Genomic DNA, 16,470 nt, shown 5'->3' with positions numbered 1-16,470 from the left:
CCGTCCAGCTACCGCCTCTTTAACCACAACATGAGATGTATTTAAATTTATTTTCGTCAGTAGTAATTTCTTTAATATTTTCCTTTAACCACAACATGAGATGTATTTAAATTTACATATTCGTTCGTCGTCAGCTCCTTAAACTTTCCTTTAACCACAACATGAGATGTATTTAAATGGGGCTTAGTTACTTCCAGATCGACATACTGGCCTACTTTAACCACAACATGAGATGTATTTAAATTTTGATGAAAGAATGCTTGTCGTTGTGCCGGTGAACTTTAACCACAACATGAGATGTATTTAAATAACCACAAGCCGAGATTAAACCGCAAGAAGAAATCAACTTTAACCACAACATGAGATGTATTTAAATTTGGAAGATTCCTTCAAAAGTGTTTCTCCATCTTCTTTAACCACAACATGAGATGTATTTAAATAGGGTTCGCTTCGCCGCTACGCGCCCTGGACGGCTGCCTTTAACCACAACATGAGATGTATTTAAATACAGGCTGGATTACATGATATAGCCCAGTACGCGCAGCTTTAACCACAACATGAGATGTATTTAAATAGCAGCTGAGGATGGTTTAGATGACGTCTGATTTGGCTTTAACCACAACATGAGATGTATTTAAATCTCTTTTTGTATACGGAAATGAACGGCCATTTTTTTACTTTAACCACAACATGAGATGTATTTAAATAAGAGAGGTATATGTACTTGATGCGGTATGACGTCTCTTTAACCACAACATGAGATGTATTTAAATTTGTTATCATCCTCTCTCCCGTGTACCTTACTTTACTTTAACCACAACATGAGATGTATTTAAATGCCAGAAGCATAATCCAGCACCATCAATATAAGCAGCTTTAACCACAACATGAGATGTATTTAAATCAGGCAAGGATACAGCCTTAATCGACACCGTATCACTTTAACCACAACATGAGATGTATTTAAATAAGGTAAACCACCGGATAAACAAATAGGAGCCTAACACTTTAACCACAACATGAGATGTATTTAAATGAACGAATGGATTGCTTAGCTTCCAGTAGGCAAATTCTTTAACCACAACATGAGATGTATTTAAATCCACGAATACCATTAAGCATACTTGGTAACTTTTCGCTTTAACCACAACATGAGATGTATTTAAATGACCGTCTAATGAACTATGCCTAATCAAGCGATTAGTCTTTAACCACAACATGAGATGTATTTAAATAAATGAAGTTCAAAGAAGGTGTTCCAGCATAATCTTCTTTAACCACAACATGAGATGTATTGAAATAAGGGAAGTTGCAGCCGAAAAACTGGTCGAACGGACCTTTAACCACAACATGAGATGTATTGAAATGTGGGTAGGTATGTGGTTGATTGGCATTTCTCATCCTTTAATCACAACATAAGATGTTGGGGTGTAGCCAATAAGTCTCGTACTTAATAAATGTTTTTCGGTTATACTAAAAAGATTATTGCTGACTTATTTAGGAGGAAAGAATATGCATACGAATAGGGAAGAACTTCAACGAATATTAAAACAAGCAAATGAATTTGCCCGTAAGCAAGCAAAGGAAGCAGGAGCTTCTATTTACTATATTAAAAATGGCAAGCGTGTACGTGAAGATGCTAATGGGCAGAAGTATGAAATCGTCTTCGATACTTTGGGAATTCGTAAAGAGTATGAATTCCATGAATAGTTCCACACCTGCAATGACAATTTTTGCTGGAACTAATGGTGCAGGAAAAAGTACAATCAGCTTACAAATGAAAGATTGGATCGGAACAATTATTGATCCTGATCAGATTGCCAAACAATTAAAGCCGGAGAACCCTAGAGGTGCAGATTTATCTGCCGGAAGAGAAGCAGTAAGGAGAATAAGATCCTTAATTAAAAACAAGGACAACTTTGCCGTTGAGACTACTTTATCAGGTACATTTGCTTTGAGACATATGCAGATTGCAAAGGATCATCATTATAAAATTGTTATGTACTACATTGGACTTCAAGATGTACAGATGCATATTGACCGAGTTGCTTCACGTGTAGAGCAAGGAGGTCATTGGATCGCGGAAGAAGACATTCGTTGGCGCTATGGGCAATCTCTCAAGAATTTGAAACCAGCTCTATCTATTGCTGACCAGGTAACTATTATAGATAATACATTTGAACCTGAGATTATAGCGGAAGTAGTACAACATAAATTGGTCTTTTGTGCAGAAAATCCACCAAAATGGTCTAAAGATACATTGGCTTTATTTCAAGAATGAATCGGATAGTGTACATCCTGGTGATGTACACTATCCGATTTTTGCTTTGTAACAAGGCAGAAGTTGAGTAACTGCGTGTTTCTCATTCTTTAAGTAAGAAAAGATGGGAATTATCTTGATATCAGAAAAATTAATAAATTAAGGTATTTCATCAAGCGGTGTAGGTAATTTCTCCTCTTATGCCTTACGTTTTATCCTAAGAAGCGATTTCGCCATAGCGGAAGGGCTATATTTTTCCCAACCTCTTAAAAGGTAAGAGACAGGAAATTCCTTAGAGCAACAGGGGATAAAGACGTTTTTCTTTACTATCAGAGGGCAGTGGTCTTACGGTTGGGAAAAAATTGCGAAACCCTTGTGGCTGTAGTAAAATAAGCACATTGTTAAAACTGAAAAGCTTGATTTTACTAGCCTTTAACCTCAACATGAGATGTATTGAAATTCTCTAAACGTGCATGATGCATCCGATGGCGGTACCTTTAACCTCAACATGAGATGTATTGAAATTGGACTTTCCTTGAGCCTTTAAACCTTCCGCATCTGCTTTAACCTCAACATGAGATGTATTGAAATTAAGGTTTTATTGAATATTTTGGTTATGTAAAAAAGCCTTTAACCTCAACATGAGATGTATTGAAATTATAACCCATCGCAACAAGGTGAGGCACACCAGCCACTTTAACCTCAACATGAGATGTATTGAAATTAAGGATTGGGGCGGTGAGAGTAATGAAAAATAGATACCTTTAACCTCAACATGAGATGTATTGAAATTTTTTAAGTATGACAAAGCAATGCCGCAAGCATAAACTTTAACCTCAACATGAGATGTATTGAAATTCTCCTATATGGCATCGACTTCCGGGGCCTGTTGCTTTAACCTCAACATGAGATGTATTGAAATACGGGAACAGAATGCTTTCCAACACTTCGTCGGTGTCTTTAACCTCAACATGAGATGTATTGAAATAGCCATTAATGGCATCGCTTAAATCAGATATTTTTTCTTTAACCTCAACATGAGATGTATTGAAATTGACCGGGAACGGGACCAGTAGGAGTATTCCGAACCCTTTAACCTCAACATGAGATGTATTGAAATGACGTTGAATCACTTGCATAAGGCGTCCTCCTTCCATCTTTAACCACAACATGAGATGTATTGAAATAAGTAAATGACCGGGATTAGCCGTCCATTATCGGGCTTTAACCACTATATGTGATGTATTGAAATGGAGTATCATCGAACGCACGGAATAGAGGAATACAGCTTTAACCACAACATGCGATGTATTGAAACAACACCCCCTTTTGAACACTACACGATAATTGCCAGCTGCAATTATACTCCATTTTTTATAATCCACTTAAATAAGTTGATAATCGACAAAAATTCGGAAATTTTGATTGATATTTAGGAAGAATACATATAAAATTGGATTAAAATGTAACCAAGAAGGAATTGCGTGTGAAAGAATTTGACTTTGATGAAGTAACAGATCTTGATTCCATTGTCGGAATGCTTAAAATGGCTTTTTCGCTTGAGGAATGGGAACAAATGATTCAAATTGCAGACCAACTGCATACTCAAGCTTATAATGTATATGACCAGCAGCAGTTGCAACGTACAGAAGGTGGACAGCCTAGAACCATACATATGAAACGACCACTGGTATATTATTTAGGGTTTAACCAACTGACGAAGGGTTTAGCGTACCAAAAACTGGGTAAATATGAAATCTCAAGAGACTGTGTTGAGCAGTACGCTGAACTTGTTGGGTAAAGGACGTGGGCGATCTTGAATCACAGGAGGTAGTTGAGCACTTCCGCATGTTAGCCAAAGCGAATACATACACCCTAGACTTACTACAAGGCAAAGAAGAGGTTCTACCGGAATATATTCAGTTTTTACATGAACATTCGGCTGAAGAGGTAATTCCGGGCATGATCACGATTCTAGAATCGGCAATTATGCATAATTACGACATCAATCCTATCTTGAAGGACTTTGCAGAAAGAGTCGGGGAACTGGGTGGTTTCTATAGAGAACCCCAAAATTTGAACTATTACGTTGAATTCCTTTATCAGCTCGCTCTTTATAGATTCAAGGAGGGCAAATCTGACCTTGGGATTGATGCCGTCCTAAGAGCAATGGAGTATGCCCACAGCTTAAAAGACGATATGATTTTTAAAAAATGTGTTGCCTTATTTGAATCCCATCTTAGTCTTGCAGTTAAGCACCAGAAAAAAAGGTACAAATCCATTCAAAATAGCATTTTAGGGCTGGAAAAAGATCCTGCTAAAAATGCTATTTTCGATGACTCACTGATCCGAATTGTTTAGCTTTATTCTTCCATGAACTCCATTCCTATTTATTATTGAAAAAGCAAAAACCTCCTAAACCACTTAAAATGGTCAGGGGGTTTTTTACATTTACGCGTATTTTGGTTCTAATATACTTTTTAAATCTCAAATTCTGAAAGGATGATTAATATAAAGAACTTCAGAAAAGTAGATTACATTGTCATTTTTATAATTATATTTGTAGGCTTTTTAGTAAACATCGTGGATATTTCAAATCAATCAATATTGCCTATTATTTTAAAATCGGTGTTTGCTTCTTTTTTGGTAAGTTTGGTATTAGGTTCAATTACTAATTGGCTCTTCAGAAAGAAGTAGCTCACAGCCATTAGCAAGAATATTTCCGAACAAAAAGAAAAGGAACATCGGATGTTATGGTTATAGTCTGTTTTCCAGCAGTTGTAAACTAGAATTAAAAATTTCAATACACCAAGTGTTTGATTTAATCATATGGAATTTTTTCATTGGTACATCTTACATTATACTCTCAGGTAAGCGATCCCAACATAGACCAAAGGTCTATGTTTTTTCCCAACCTCTTAAATGGCGTTAGACAGGGAAGTTCTTAGAACCGCAAGGGATACAGGCGTTTTTGTTTACATTTGGAAAGAAGCGACCTACGGTTGGGAAAAAATTGCGAAACCCTTGTGGCTGTAGTAAATTAAGCACATTGCGATTTTAAAAAGCTTGATTTTACTAGCCTTTAACCACAACATGAGATGTATTGAAATTACTGTAGCCGATCCCCCGTTGGCAATGATCTCCTTTAACCACAACATGAGATGTATTGAAATTCGCTGTACCATTCCGCGTCTGCAAGTCGAAAAGCTTTAACCACAACATGAGATGTATTGAAATGACAAGCGTGGCATTCGGGTGAGATGGCCAGTGGCTTTAACCACAACATGAGATGTATTGAAATGGAGCTTCACGTAACTTAATTTCAAGTTCGATAGTTCCTTTAACCACAACATGAGATGTATTGAAATAAATTATTACTTACTCGGTGTTCCTCTACTCGTCCTCTTTAACCACAACATGAGATGTATTGAAATGCCGGTGGACGTGGTAAAGCGGGCGGTGTGAAGGTCTTTAACCACAACATGAGATGTATTGAAATACGCTTTAAAGTTAACTATTTAATTATAATCACTTTCTTTAACCACAACATGAGATGTATTGAAATACAGCAAGGCAGAGGGCAGAGGCTGCTTATATTACACTTTAACCACAACATGAGATGTATTGAAATGCCGAAGCAGGGTGTTTTTAAAGATAATGGCAGTGCCTTTAACCACAACATGAGATGTATTGAAATATGCTACTCCTACTTCGGCTACTAGTTTTAACATGCTTTAACCACAACATGAGATGTATTGAAATAAAACTCCAACATAATACCGCAATGCATAGAGGCATCTTTAACCACAACATGAGATGTATTGAAATGTTCATCACCCGGATTCTGCCGGGTGCATTGGCTGCCTTTAACCACAACATGAGATGTATTGAAATTCTAAAACATAGTTCGTAGCTTGTCGAACGTCCTCACTTTAACCACAACATGAGATGTATTGAAATATGGTAGCGTGGCCCTGGATGAATGGTGTGACGCTGCTTTAACCACAACATGAGATGTATTGAAATGCGGCATGCATAGATGAGTTGTTACAGAGCGATGTCTTTAACCACAACATGAGATGTATTGAAATTGCCAAACAAATTGGACACCAAGCAGCTGCTACTTACTTTAACCACAACATGAGATGTATTGAAATCTGTATCGCCCACCACAACTTTGCTTTTGATACCTTCTTTAACCACAACATGAGATGTATTGAAATGTGGGTACAGGCTTGTAAGAGTACAGCCGGCAGCCTCTTTAACCACAACATGAGATGTATTGAAATAAGATTGAATATGAGAGAAATGTAGAGGTCACATATCTTTAACCACAACATGAGATGTATTGAAATAACGAAAGTGGAGGGCATCCGTTCCTCGCGGAACTCTCTTTAACCACAACAATGAGATGTATTGAAATAATAAATTGTACGTGTCATTTATTTTGGTTGCTATCCTTTAACCACAACATGAAATGTACCAAGCCCTAAGTAGCGGAGCGGACAGAATTGTTCTGGAGAAGCGTAAGCGGTTGCCTTTATCCCCGGATTTTAACTTTTCAAGGGTTTATATAATCCTAAAAATTCGGGGGATAACAGCAATCGGAAGAACAATCTGCACGTGTAGCGGTCCAGGTACCATCGCAGCCAATCCTAAATTAGAATTAAAATGATGGTTTACAAATCATGGAGTGAGGTCTATACTCTATATATCAGGTTAGGAGGTGAATACATTGTATTATGAAATTCACATAACAACGTTAATGAAACAATCAACTCACCATCTGGAGATGCCCGAGCGAATCGGAGCGTGGATGGGTCGGGCGGGGTTGAAGGACGAAGCGTTGAAACAGACGCACTACGACAAGGACTATAAGCATTACACATTCGGATCGCCTTTTCCGCGTGAAAAGGAGGGGGTATACAAGCAAGGCCGTGTATACGTCATTACGATTCGCAGCTCCATAGAGCTTACGTTACGTCGAATATCCGCAGCATTGCAAGCCTTGCAGGAGGATGAGTATTTCCAGTTTATCGCCGCATCCCCTGTGCAGTCCAAGAAGATGGCGCATATTACCGAGCTCACCGCCGTTACCCCTGCAATTGTTACGATTGAAGGCAAACCGTGGGTGCCGGGTCTGAGTGTGGAGCTTTTGCTACAACGGATTCATGCTAATGCGGAGAAAAAATACAATCATCTATACCCGGATCAGCCTATTCGTTTGGAACAACCTTTCATCGAAGGGATTCAGGTGTTGAACCATAAACCGATTGCCTTGGCCTATAAAGGACGTAAGCTATTAGGTAATAAACTGCGGCTACTTATCAGAGAAGATGAATATTCACAGAAGCTGGCGAATGTGGTATTAGGCTCAGGAGCGGCAGAAAAGAATAGCATTCTTGGAGCAGGCTTTTGCATCGCCAAGGGACTGGAGTAACGTGGAAAGGAGGCGCAAGGTATGCTGAAGGATTTGACGAACAGCTATCTATTGGCGAAGAATGACTTCCCCAACATTGCATTTCAAAGACACCAACCCAAGGAAGGGCTGTATATCCGTTTGCGGCTGGACCAAAGCTGGGATGAACAGGTCAGGCAGTTTGATAGCAAGTATATGATCATTACCAAAGAAGAACCCGATCCAGCACACAAGGAGCTTTTTGAATGGTTCCAACAAAAAGATTATGTGAGTTCTCTGGTCTCCATGAACAAAGCCGTAGATCCCGGCAAACAGCTTCATTCCAATAACCCGTACACGCTATACGCAAAAAGGGATGTGTTTTTAGCTGAGGCACAGGCAGATGGAACCACCGCGATGAACACGCATATTGCCCGTTTTCTGGACAAGACTCAGGCATCTGAGGTGCAGAAAAAGTGGGATGAGCTAATAGGTACCAAGAAGACGAGCAGCAAGAAAGCTGGCAAGGAAAGCAGTACTGAGACCATTTTCACAAGTCCTACGCAGCAATTTTTCTCTGGAACGGATTATGCTCCTGCACTGGAATATCTCATAAGTGAGGAACGCCGGACACGTATTGCACAGATTGAACAATGGTACGCTACCAACCTGTCCGCTTTGATCGAACATATCCGAACGATTCCTTTTAAGAATTACGTTAAAATCTTTTTCACCTCAGAATCTACTCCACTTCACTCCTTAACGAATCACCCGAATAACGAATCTTCCAGCTTTTATTTATGGGACGAAATGTACGGCTATGAATATTTGCTATATACCATCCCAAAAATCTTTAATAGTAATGACTATAACCAAATGGTAGACGGAGCTTTGACAGGTCTTCCCGGTTTTAATATGAGCATGAACAGCAAGAAACCGTATTTGGAGCATAAAACGATGCGTGTCGGTGCGCCTGTCCGTTTCTCTCTGGAGGAAGCGTTGCTGGTGAAGGAAGCGTCTGAATGGCTTCTTTCTCAGCCCAAGTTTCGAACGAACAAATTTGGCTATCATACGGATTTTAGTAAAAAGGTCGTGGACGTAGCAGAAGGCTATTTTTTTGTGTATGTAGATGGCAAGGATAACGAGGTACAAGACTTTGAAAATGTACCTTTTCCCAAAAAAGTTCATATCAATATTCGACTCAAGAATGTACTGGGGCTCATGACCAAAAATAAGTCTGGTGAAGAGTTTGTTAAGGATTATGGTTATCTGGAAAATGTAGAGCAACTGCAAAAAGAGATTAGCAGACAATTTTTTCGCAATCGGATGAACGGTGACTTTCTTCGTGATGAGCCGAAGGCGAGAGAAAAGGATTTTACGAGTGTAATGGTCGCGTTGTTTATGCAGAGTAAAAAGGGCTTCTATGACTGGATTTTCAAAGGAACGACCGCCACGATCCGCCCTCAATTTGCACGAGTGACGCTTCGACTCATAGAGGAACAGCTATTACGTGTGGAGCCAGCAGGACAAGAGAAGTCGAGGTTGGATCTACGTGGGTTGGCCGATGCGATGAATGTAAGACTTTCGCTAATGGCTTATTTGGAAGGAGAGGAATACACAGATATGGGAAATCGTTTGGTCGCAGTGTCTAATGGACTGAAAGATAAACTGGATACGTTGGAAAAGCGGAAACCCAAGGAAACCGTGGATGGAGCAGGGCAAACGGAACAGACAGCCAATCCAGATCCGGTCTATGTAGAGACGGATGATGAGTTTTATTATTTGGCCGGGCAGCTTGCTTTTTACTTGAAAAGCCAGTCCGAAACCCAACAGAAAAAGGGAGATCTGCTCGGACCGTTTTTTATGGCCAAGCGCAGCTCACAGCTCAAAAGAAGGATCGAGGAAGCGTATCAATTGCACCGCCACAAAATACTGCTGCATTATACCAAATTAAATTGGGCTTTAGCGAATGTGAACGCCTATCAGCCGGACAAGGAATTTCTGCATGAAGATGCACGTGAAATGTTCTCGGCGGGGTTATTTTCAGACAATTGGTTCTGGAAGAAGGGCGAGAGCGAGAAACCAAACAGCGAAGGGGAGAACGGACATGGCGAAAAAAACTAATCGTGTGGTGGGGCTGATCGGGATTGTGAGCCGGATGGCGAACTGGAATGCGGACTTTAGCGGACAGCCAAAGACGACTAGCACGGGCGACATTTTTGGCAGCGATAAGGCGTTAAAATATAGCATCAAGCGCTTATGGGCAGAGGAAGGACAGAAGGTGCTGTACATCCGTTCGTACAAGGTAAGCAGTGCGAAGGATAAGAAGGCGGACAAGGCGAAGGATGGGGACAAAGGAAAAGAAGAGAAGCTCCAGCCGCGAAATCTTGCAGAGCGTTATGAATATCTTTTCGGTGAAGAGGTATCCAAAAACTCGCGTGAAGTGTTGAGCAAGCTGTTCCAGTGTGTGGATGTGATGAATTTTGGCGCGACCTTTGCGGTGAAGGATCAGAATATTGGTCTCGCTGGTCCGGTGCAGATTGGTCAGGGTTTTAATAAATATGAGTGGTCTAATCTGGAGGTACAGGATATTTTATCTCCGTTCCGTAACTCGAATGAAAAGAGCGAGGACAACGACGCCACCTCCATTGGTAAAAAGAGAACGGTGGATGAATCCCATTATGTATATCCTTTTTCCGTCAATCCAAAGCATTATGATAACTATCTGGAACTGTTGGAAGCCGAGGGCTTTGAAGGGTACACAGAGGAAGCATATCAGGCTTTCAAAACGGGAGCTTTGACCGGGGCTACGCTGCAAAATACCAACAGTAAATCTGGTGCGGAAAATGCTTTCGCCCTGTTCGTGGAATTTAAGGCGGGTAGCCCGGCGTATTTACCGAATCTGGACCCTTATGTGAAAGTAGATAAGGACAAGGGCGGAGAGCAGACGGTTTATGATCTGTCGGCCCTTGCACCACTTTTGAACGATGTAAACGAGGAGATTGAAACGGTAGAAGTATACGTTAATCCGTATGCATCGCGTGTGGAACTGGATTTTCCGGGGCTGCGTACGTTTAACATCTTTACGCGCAGCGAGCTGCCTCAAGGCTAGAGGATGGCTACATCGGGGAAGGAGGGAAGCGATCATGCAGGCGTTACGCTTTGAGTTGAGCGGAGAAACGGCTTTTTTTAAAAAGCCGGACGTTAACGTATATGCGTATTTTACATACAGTCATATTCACAAAGTTGCATTATATGGCTTGCTTGGCGCCGTACTTGGACTTGGCGGCTATACGCAGCAGTATGAACGGAATGTGGCGTTGGGCGGGAAAGGTAAACAGGATAGTCCTGCGATGCCGTACCCTGAATTTTATGAGGTGTTTCGTCATGCTTCGGTGAGCATTGTGCCACATGGGGACCGGGGATATTTTGCAAAAAAAATTCAGATATTCAACAACACGGTCGGTTATGCCAGCCAGGAAGAGGGTGGTGTACTGAATGTGCGAGAGCAGTGGTTGGAGCGTCCACGCTGGACGATCTATGTGGCAGATGATGGGGGCGTGGATCGGGAAGTATTTGATCGGCTTGCAGATTATGTACAGCATTCCAAGGCCGAATACATTCCGTATCTCGGGAAAAACGATCATCCGGCTACGATATCCAAGGCTCGGTTGGTTGAACTGGAGCCAGCGGGCGAACCGGAATATATCGACTCTCTTCGGGCTACACATGTACCTGTGGATACGGGAGGATATGTGAAAGATAAGCAGATGCAATCCTTTTTGCAGGAGTATTTGCCTGTCGGACTGAATGCTGCGAACAACGGTTATATACTGGAGCCGCTTGTATTTTCTAATCAGGAAATAGATGCTGATGAGCTAAAAGCCGAGGATCTACAAAAAATATACCTGGATGACGACGGAAAACGCACCTTGTATTTCATCTAAGGACAGTCATCTTCGAGGATGGAATCAACACCGGGTATTCTCCATTGCAGGGATGGGGGCACCCGGTTTTTTTATGTGGATTTAGTTTGGTTGTTCGATAAGAAAGGAGTAAAATATGCTCACACATGTATCCATACAGAATTGGCTGACAGAGGAAGCGAAGGGACTATTAAAGGCACATACGGCCAAGGAAGGCAATTTTCAACAGGATGAGATGCTGGAGGAACATAGTGATCTGGTCATGCACCATGCAGAGGTATTGATGAAAGATAACGGTGTAAAAGCGGCGGTATATAGGGCATTAGATCGCTTAAGTGTGGATGGAGAGCCGTTGGATGAATCGGTGCGCGAACTGATGATGTACTTTTTTAGACAAGCTATTTATTTGCATGATCTGGGTAAGGTGAACCCGGCCTTTCAGCGTATGAAAATGAAGAATACAGAAGTTAAACGGAACGCAGAGCTGGGAGACAGTAATCATTCTATGTTATCGGCGGTACTTTATTTACATATTCATTTACGGCATGTGCAGGAATGGCATGATACCACAGAGCTATATCCGAACCGTAAAAAGCACAAGCGCAAAGTGCTTGCGTTGCTACGTCATATACTCTATTCGTTCGCGTATACGATTTCCCGCCACCACACACATCTGGGTAATATGGATCAAGATACTGGAGGGCAGATCAGCGAATTTGAGTTGAAAATAAAAAATCAATATAACCGAATCAAAGAGAACCCTGATTATATCCGCTATTACCGCGATCAGCAGGATCTAATAGAGAATGATAACGTATTTGAGGACATCCGGCTGGAAGGCAATAAACGTCAGAATAAAATACACAGCCCTTTTCCTTTCTATGTGTTGGTTAAGCTGTTATATTCCACGATGGTTGCATCGGATTTTCGGGCCACATATCAATATATGGAGCAGCAAGCACCGGAGATGCATTATTTTGGAGACCGTCTACCACTGGAGCCAATGCTGGAGGCCTATCGTCAGACGGGAATTGTGCAAGGGATTCAAGCTTATTGTCAAAATCCTGAGAAATCTAGCTTATCTATGATGAATCAGTTACGAGCGGAGTTATTTGTGGAAACACAAACCCGACTACTGGATCGGCTCCAAGAGCCTGTTTTTTATCTCGAAGCTCCTACAGGTTCAGGCAAAACAAATATGTCTATTAATCTGGCGCTGCATTTACTGAATAGTGGTTTAGGACTGAACAAGCTGATCTACGTGTTTCCGTTCAACTCCCTGATCGAGCAGACTCGGCAGACGCTGGATGGAATTTTCTACAAGGTGAAGAATCACGGATATCAGGTAGAGGTTATTAATTCCATCACACCAATGGTGACCACAGAAGAATCACAAGCAGAAGCTTCTTCGGAATGGAAGGACAAGGAGCCGGACAATACGGATTACAAAAGAGTGCTGCTGGAGCGGCAATTGCTGCAATATCCGGTGACATTGACTTCTCACGTGAACTTTTTTAATTATCTATTTGGGACAGGACGAGAGGTCAATCTAGCATTCGCGCATTTGTGTAATAGTGTCATTGTATTGGACGAAATTCAGAGTTACCGGAATGAGCTATGGAAGGAGATTATTCATTTTCTACGCTCTTTTGCAGATATTCTGAATATTAAAATCATTATCATGTCTGCCACATTGCCGAATCTGGATCTATTAATGGAACAGCAGGATCATGAGAAGCCCATTCAAACCTATTCACTGGTGCAGAACCGGGAGCGTTATTTTACACATTCGTTGTTTAGGGATCGTGTGAAGCTGGATTTTAATTTGCTGAAACGGGGCAAGATGCTGCCGGAACAAATTTTGGAGCATGTTCAATCTGTAATAGAGCAGCGAAAACGGGATGGACAAGGGAACAGAATACTGATCGAGTTTATTACCAAAAAGACCGCACGCCAATTTTATAACATGCTGCTGGAGCAGGATTTGGGCTTAGAGGTCTATGAACTTACCGGGGATGATAGCTCCTCCTATCGTCAAGAGCTGTTAGAGAAATTGGGGAAGGACGCACAAGGGAGCTTTTATCTGAGTGATGTGATCGTCGTTGCAACACAGGTGATTGAGGCCGGGGTAGATATTGACATGGACGTGGGCTTTAAAAATATTTCTTTACTGGATAGCGAGGAGCAATTTTTGGGCCGACTGAATCGTTCTTGTCTGCGTGACTATTGCCAGGCTTATTTCTTTGATTGCGATGAGGCGAGCGGTGTATACAGAAAAGACTTGCGCATTACATTTGATCTCAAGGAAGAAGCGTATCAAAAAATGCTTGAAGATAAGGACTTTAGTGGATTTTATGAGCGTGTTATTCATGAAATCAACAGGTCTCGTGAAAAGCCGGATCAGCAGTATTGGGGCGAGTTTACTGAAAAGGTACAGAAGCTTGAATTTCCAGATGTACAAAAGCATATGAACCTCATACCAGATCAAAGCGTGACGCTGTTCCTGAACTATACCTGTCCAATGAAAGACGCTCCCCCGCTTAACGGTCAAGACGTATGGGATGAGTTTGTTAGATTGTCAGACAAGCGGTTAGGGATGGACTATTCCGAAAGAATGATCCGCTTGTCAAAGGTGCGTGCTCAAATGAATAACTTTACTTTTATTTATCCAGTTCCCCAAATGTGTATAAAATGGGGAAAGGTAAAGCCGGGGATATATACCCGCTGTATAGGTACTTTGTATTTCGTGGAGCACGGTGAACAATATATGGAATGGGATGAACTAACTAAAACCAAAAAGTTTAATCGTGCCAAGTATACTGAGGATGAAAAGGGGCTTTTCCTATGAGAATTACCGGAACGATGGTGAACTATTATGTACACTGCCGTAGACAATGCTGGTTATTTGCCAATGGAATGGGTTTTGAAGACGATAGCGAGGATGTACGGATCGGCAAGGTCATGCATGAGCTACAGAGTGAAGGGAAGAAAAACCGCGAAGTCGCTATTGAGGGTATCAAAGTGGACAAGTTGACCAGTGATTATGTGACTGAGATTAAAAAGTCTGACGCCGATGTTGAAGCTACTAAATGGCAGACGCTGTACTATATGTATGTACTTAAACAAAAAGGAATGGAGCGCAAGGGTAAAATTCAGTTCAGCGAGCGTAACAAGCAGGCCAGTAAAACCATAGAACTGGAGCTGGACGAAGCAACCGAACAGGCCATGACCCGGTTGCTTCATGAATTAGAGCAATACTTGGGGCAAGAGCAGCCTGACCCGGCGGTACGAGAGAGAAAATGCACTCGCTGCGCATACCTTGCCTACTGTTTTCTATAAGAAAGGAGAACAAATATGTCCAAAACAGCATCATCTACCAGATATATACGCACGCCGGGCACTTTGGGCCGGGAAGATAATTCGCTGACCTTTCGGAGTGAAAAAGGAATTACCCATCTGCCTATTCATGGTTTGAAGGAACTGTATTTGTTGAATGAAATCTCACTGAACAGCAAGCTCCTTTCTTTTCTGTCTATGGCGGGTATTACAGTTCATTTCTTCGATTACTACGGTCATTTCAGAGGTACCTTTTATCCGAAGGAGGCAAGAGTGAGTGGTAAGGTCAAGCTTTTACAAGCTAAAGCTTGTCTGGAAAGAAGAATACCTATTGCTGCGGCTTTCATCGGTGCGATTGCAGCTAACATCCATGAAGTACTGTATCATTATTACAAACACGGGAACAAAGAGATCAAGCCTTATTTGGATTGGCTAAAGAAGGACGTACCTCGGCTTTTGGAGAAAATGGAGGATATCCCAAGATTGATGAGTGTAGAAGGAGAAATATGGAGACGGTTTTACGATACCTTCAAAACTTTTCTGCCCGAAGACTTCCGAATGAACAAACGAGTCAAACGCCCGCCAGATAACCCGTTAAATGCGTTGATTAGCTTTGGAAATACGATTTTGTATACCAAAACGATTTCACAGATTTACCACACTCATTTGGATCAAAGTATCAGCTTCTTGCATGAGCCGAGCGACCGTCGTTTCTCTCTCAGTCTTGATCTGTCTGAGCCGTTCAAGCCATTGTTAGTATATCGTACTATTTTTGAGTTGGTGAACAACCGCCGAATACAGGTGAGTAAGCACTTTGAGAAGGATTATAATTACTGTATTCTGAACGGAAAAGGTCGGGATGTGTTCATTACGGCGCTGGAGGATCGGATGAAGCAAGTATTTGATCACAGCACACTCAAACGGAAGGTCAGCTATTTATCTGCTATTAAATATGATGCTTATAAGTTGAAAAAGCATATCGTTGAAGGAACGCCCTTTGTCCCTTTCTTGGAAAAGGAGCAAAGATAGAACTATGGCGAAAAATTATAACTATGTTATCTTGGTCTATGATATCGGAGAAAAACGGGTGGGTAAGGTATTCAAAATATGTAAAAAGTATCTCGTCCATTTCCAAAAATCCGTATTTCGAGGCGAGATTACACCCGCCAATTTAATTCAACTACGTGCGGAGTTAAAAAAAGTAATTGATGAGGGTACAGACTTTGTAGCTGTGTTTAAGATGACAGGGGATTATGTCTTCGATGAAGAAATTATCGGTGTCCGTATGAATGATTCCGAGTCCTTATTGCTGTAATTTTCCCAACCGTCCTAAAAGGAGGACAGCATGTTAACCTTACAGCGCCAAGGGTTTGAGGGGATTTGTTCCATTATTTTCAACAGGCCCTCTTCGGTTGGGAAAATTTTGTGAAACCCTTGCGGCTGTAGTAGAATAGGCATATCAGCATTTAAAAAACGTTGATTTTACTAGCCTTTAACCACAACATGAGATGTATTGAAATCGCCGTTACGACGCTAATCGTTTCGGAGAT

12 protein-coding genes and 4 CRISPR repeat arrays (2 of these 16 running past the window's edge) are annotated in these 16,470 nt (G+C 41.4%); all 12 genes read left to right on the top strand.

Annotated features, from left to right (window positions below):
- Positions 1–1,367: direct repeats of the CRISPR family, unit length 30 nt; unit sequence CTTTAACCACAACATGAGATGTATTGAAAT (it extends 49 nt beyond the left edge of the window).
- Positions 1,368–1,512: 145 nt separating this feature from the next.
- Positions 1,513–1,710, top strand: coding sequence for an MDR/zinc-dependent alcohol dehydrogenase-like family protein (locus ACWXW9_RS12300; RefSeq protein WP_007429315.1), 198 nt, complete (start codon positions 1,513–1,515; stop codon positions 1,708–1,710).
- A gap of 13 nt (positions 1,711–1,723) precedes the next feature.
- Entirely contained in the window at positions 1,724–2,281 is a 558-nt protein-coding gene (locus ACWXW9_RS12295) for an ATPase (RefSeq protein ID WP_494929620.1), read from the top strand.
- A 408-nt stretch (positions 2,282–2,689) separates the two neighbouring features.
- A CRISPR array of direct repeats spans positions 2,690–3,578; the repeat unit is 30 nt; unit sequence CTTTAACCACAACATGAGATGTATTGAAAT.
- A gap of 168 nt (positions 3,579–3,746) precedes the next feature.
- A complete protein-coding gene (locus tag ACWXW9_RS12290; protein WP_494929619.1) occupies positions 3,747–4,061 on the top strand; it encodes a hypothetical protein in 315 nt (104 codons plus the stop codon).
- Positions 4,062–4,066: 5 nt separating this feature from the next.
- Positions 4,067–4,621, top strand: coding sequence for a hypothetical protein (locus ACWXW9_RS12285; protein WP_494929618.1), 555 nt, complete (start codon positions 4,067–4,069; stop codon positions 4,619–4,621).
- A 719-nt stretch (positions 4,622–5,340) separates the two neighbouring features.
- Positions 5,341–6,615: direct repeats of the CRISPR family, unit length 30 nt; unit sequence CTTTAACCACAACATGAGATGTATTGAAAT.
- Positions 6,616–6,995: 380 nt separating this feature from the next.
- Positions 6,996–7,700: a CRISPR-associated protein Cas6 gene (locus ACWXW9_RS12280; RefSeq protein ID WP_494929617.1), complete on the top strand. Its 705-nt coding sequence runs from the start codon at positions 6,996–6,998 to the stop codon at positions 7,698–7,700.
- Between the two features lie 21 nt (positions 7,701–7,721).
- Complete coding sequence (locus tag ACWXW9_RS12275; protein WP_494929616.1) at positions 7,722–9,782, top strand: hypothetical protein; 2,061 nt, start codon at positions 7,722–7,724, stop codon at positions 9,780–9,782.
- The gene (locus tag ACWXW9_RS12270; protein ID WP_494929615.1) at positions 9,766–10,770 is read left to right on the top strand and encodes a type I CRISPR-associated protein Cas7; all 1,005 of its coding nucleotides are present in this window, start codon (positions 9,766–9,768) and stop codon (positions 10,768–10,770) included. Before ACWXW9_RS12275 ends, ACWXW9_RS12270 begins: the two co-directional genes overlap by 17 nt.
- A 34-nt stretch (positions 10,771–10,804) precedes the next feature.
- Positions 10,805–11,605, top strand: a complete 801-nt coding sequence (cas5b, locus tag ACWXW9_RS12265) for a type I-B CRISPR-associated protein Cas5b (RefSeq protein ID WP_494929614.1) — start codon at positions 10,805–10,807, stop codon at positions 11,603–11,605.
- 115 nt (positions 11,606–11,720) lie between these two features.
- Positions 11,721–14,432 (top strand): CRISPR-associated helicase Cas3', encoded by a 2,712-nt coding sequence (cas3, locus tag ACWXW9_RS12260; RefSeq protein WP_494929613.1) that lies wholly within the window; start codon positions 11,721–11,723, stop codon positions 14,430–14,432.
- Positions 14,429–14,923, top strand: coding sequence for a CRISPR-associated protein Cas4 (locus ACWXW9_RS12255; RefSeq protein WP_494929612.1), 495 nt, complete (start codon positions 14,429–14,431; stop codon positions 14,921–14,923). Before cas3 ends, ACWXW9_RS12255 begins: the two co-directional genes overlap by 4 nt.
- A gap of 15 nt (positions 14,924–14,938) precedes the next feature.
- Positions 14,939–15,949 (top strand): type I-B CRISPR-associated endonuclease Cas1b, encoded by a 1,011-nt coding sequence (cas1b, locus tag ACWXW9_RS12250; protein ID WP_494929611.1) that lies wholly within the window; start codon positions 14,939–14,941, stop codon positions 15,947–15,949.
- A 4-nt stretch (positions 15,950–15,953) separates the two neighbouring features.
- Positions 15,954–16,235: a CRISPR-associated endonuclease Cas2 gene (gene cas2 / locus ACWXW9_RS12245; protein WP_452481567.1), complete on the top strand. Its 282-nt coding sequence runs from the start codon at positions 15,954–15,956 to the stop codon at positions 16,233–16,235.
- 175 nt (positions 16,236–16,410) lie between these two features.
- Positions 16,411–16,470: direct repeats of the CRISPR family, unit length 30 nt; unit sequence CTTTAACCACAACATGAGATGTATTGAAAT; it runs 2,742 nt beyond the window's last position.

Source organism: Paenibacillus sp. LT-B23, from assembly GCF_059417685.1.
Note: the sequence above shows the minus strand (reverse complement) of the source record. Positions and strands in the feature narration are given on the sequence as shown.

Coding starts and splice junctions, on each gene's coding strand:
- ACWXW9_RS12255 (WP_494929612.1), top strand. CDS start 14,429: ATGAGAATTACCGGAACGATGGTGAACTATTATGTACACTGCCGTAGA.
- ACWXW9_RS12275 (WP_494929616.1), top strand. CDS start 7,722: ATGCTGAAGGATTTGACGAACAGCTATCTATTGGCGAAGAATGACTTC.
- cas2 (WP_452481567.1), top strand. CDS start 15,954: ATGGCGAAAAATTATAACTATGTTATCTTGGTCTATGATATCGGAGAA.
- cas5b (WP_494929614.1), top strand. CDS start 10,805: ATGCAGGCGTTACGCTTTGAGTTGAGCGGAGAAACGGCTTTTTTTAAA.
- cas3 (WP_494929613.1), top strand. CDS start 11,721: ATGCTCACACATGTATCCATACAGAATTGGCTGACAGAGGAAGCGAAG.
- ACWXW9_RS12295 (WP_494929620.1), top strand. CDS start 1,724: ATGACAATTTTTGCTGGAACTAATGGTGCAGGAAAAAGTACAATCAGC.
- ACWXW9_RS12270 (WP_494929615.1), top strand. CDS start 9,766: ATGGCGAAAAAAACTAATCGTGTGGTGGGGCTGATCGGGATTGTGAGC.
- cas1b (WP_494929611.1), top strand. CDS start 14,939: ATGTCCAAAACAGCATCATCTACCAGATATATACGCACGCCGGGCACT.
- ACWXW9_RS12300 (WP_007429315.1), top strand. CDS start 1,513: ATGCATACGAATAGGGAAGAACTTCAACGAATATTAAAACAAGCAAAT.